General features: G+C 41.6%; 1 protein-coding gene and 1 pseudogene. One reads left to right on the top strand and one right to left on the bottom strand.

Annotated features, from left to right (window positions below; translation table 11 throughout):
* Positions 1–488 precede the first annotated feature (488 nt).
* Complete coding sequence (locus ABJE44_RS10850; RefSeq protein ID WP_348113465.1) at positions 489–2,264, bottom strand: serine hydrolase domain-containing protein; 1,776 nt, start codon at positions 2,262–2,264, stop codon at positions 489–491.
* 197 nt (positions 2,265–2,461) lie between these two features.
* Between ABJE44_RS10850 and ABJE44_RS10845 the strand changes: the two are divergent.
* Positions 2,462–2,734, top strand: a pseudogene (locus ABJE44_RS10845) (hypothetical protein); the annotation flags it as partial.

Below are 2,734 nucleotides of genomic sequence, written 5' to 3'. Positions count from 1 at the left end.
GTTTCATTATTTAGGCTTGCGGGGCTTCGTAGATAAGCATTTCATATTGCTTTGCGAGCAATATGAAATGGCAGAATTAAATCTCAGAACTATGATTGCAGACAATTTTAATGGTTGAATATTCGTGGGGATCCCTCAGGGTTTAACCCCATTCCACCTCGCCGGCAGGGTATACACTTGGCAAAGCAACTTTCGTCAAGTATATAATTTCTTTGCCCTGCCTTTTATATTCAGAGACACACTCAGTAAACCCTTGGCGTTTGTCTTCATTAGCCTGAGACTCAAATCATGCTTTTTTTATAGTTGATACCAATCGCTTAAGTCCCTAATGTACAAGGGCTGACTTACATTAGGCCGTTTAGCCTATTCCCTTAAGCCTTCGCCCTTCTGAAAGCTCCCTATTTATTTTGCACTGACCCCTTTGAAAGCGGTTCTGTTACATGGTTTGGTATCGCAGCGTTATTGCACTCTTATTTGAGTAATCTTCACTACAGCAAATTCCAGTTTGCCATAACAGCGAGATACATTATGGCGCTAACAGTAAACCATAGTTGCACGATAAGATTTGTTTGGGTGCGGTTTTTGAACGCGAGTATGATGCTTAGTAATAGCCAAGCAGCTAATAGCCATGGAATGTTAAGCACTGCGTCAACCCATAATGGTGTGGCAATGTGAAGCCCAATTGCCTGCCCCTGCAACATGATGGCAAAAACGGCGGGGATAAAAACAACACTGGTAGTTAGAAATCCGAGATTGGTAATTTTCAGCGAACGTGGATTGGTTCCTTTCCTCATCTGGATGAAGGCAGCTAGCACCATGCCAACTAATGCTAACAGTGAGACTATTAGCTGAGACGATAACTTTTGGAACCAGCTGACACGAACATGTCCCGAGCTTCCATTAAATGTAATATAGAGGTCGTTATTATATGGGTCACGCACAAATACAACGTTGGTGTGGCCGTCTTCGCTTAGAAATAAGTTAGGCTCCATCTCATAGTAACGTTCTCCTCTGATAATAAGGGCATTTCCATCGACAGTCACATCAAATATTTTATGTTGCTCAGCAAGCAATTTTAGCTTCTCTGTTCCAGTTGCATCAAACTGACCGCGTAAATATGTGCCAGAAAATTGTGTCAATGGTGTTGATGTTGGCTGTTCATTTCCAGTCGGCAATAGGTTTTCAACTTGCGGCAAAAATATATCAATGACGGCTTGGGTAGTATTATGCATGATCGCTTTACTTCGTCTGTTCATCACAACGTAAATACCTAAGTCTTGTTCGGGCACTAATGTCAGTTTTCCTAAATGATTGAACCAAGAGCCGTCATGACCGACAGTAAGATGTCCGTTTATTTTATCTTCCCTGAATCCATACCCCCAACCAAAAGCAGAAGGGTGCGGACTGTATTGACGTGACTGCATAAGTTGTCTAGTTTTAGGCATTAGGATCTGAGCGGAACTTGCACCTTCATGGCCCAGCTGCATAAGCATAAACTTTGCCATATCTGTTACGCTAGCATGAACCTCGGTAGCTGGCGCGAAGTTACTGTAATTAAACTCTTCTGGTGGGAACGTACCTTCTATCGATGCACCGGGCATTGCCATTTTAAGAGATTTTTCTGGTGTTAGAATTGTTCCGGAATTTTTCATTTCAAGAGGCTTGAAAATATGATTTGCAACATAGTCTTGGTAACTTTCTCCAGATATTTCTTCAATTACTCGGCCTACTAGCGCTATACCATAATCCGAGTAGATACTAACAAATCCAGGCGTACGAGCGGCTCCAGGTAACACTGCAGGAAGATGCTCACCAAGCGGTGATGATACCTGCCCAAAAGGTGTGACAGTACCAAGAAGTTTGTACCCCAAACCTCCGCGATGAGTGAGAAGGTCGGCCATTGTAATAGGGCGTTCAAACGGCTCTTCCACTTTCATATTGGTCAGGTATTCATTTACGCTAACATGGAGATCCAATTTTCCTTGTTCATAAAGTTGCATTGCAGCCGTTGCAGTAAATAGCTTCGTGACTGAACCGATATGAAAGAGACTCGTGTCGGGATTAACTGGTGTTTGTGCGGCCACATCAGCAAAACCATAACCGCGCTTAAACAATATCTTACCATCCTTCACCACCACCACTGCTACGCCAGGAATATCATCCTTTGCCATAAACTTGGTTATCATAGGTGAAATAGATTTATCTACCATAGCTGCTTGCGCATCTTGAGGAACTTGGTTTTCTCGCTCTGTTGAAGTCGCCAAACATTCTACTGAGAAGACGGAAATAAGAGTAATGCATAGTAGAAGCGATAATTTATTCATATGGGGTATCATTTTATATCTTTCACTCTGAATTAAACATAGATTTTAAAATGTAAGTTTTGTTATTGCAAGCTATTATTAATCCAGTAAAAATTACTTAATGGGTCACATGTCAGGCACAACTTAGTTTCTTTACCTTGTTATGTTCTAATATAGTCACCTTCAATACCGATTATATTTCATACGCCTATGTTCCTGCCGGATCAGACCTTCTGAATATCGCAGAGAATCAATTGAGCTTACAGTTAGTTCAACAAACCGAGTTAACGGGTAAAGATTTGGATTTAATCGCGGGCTTAGTTTATGTAGGTGAAAGAAGTGGTGAATTTGGTAGCCCAACCTTTACGTTACCAGAATATACAACCATCAGAATCGCATCTAACTATCAGGTCACTGATGCTTTGACTGTA

The organism is Paraglaciecola sp. (assembly GCF_039942875.1).
In the GTDB taxonomy this organism is placed as follows: Bacteria; Pseudomonadota; Gammaproteobacteria; order Enterobacterales; family Alteromonadaceae; genus Paraglaciecola.
Note: the sequence above shows the minus strand (reverse complement) of the source record. Positions and strands in the feature narration are given on the sequence as shown.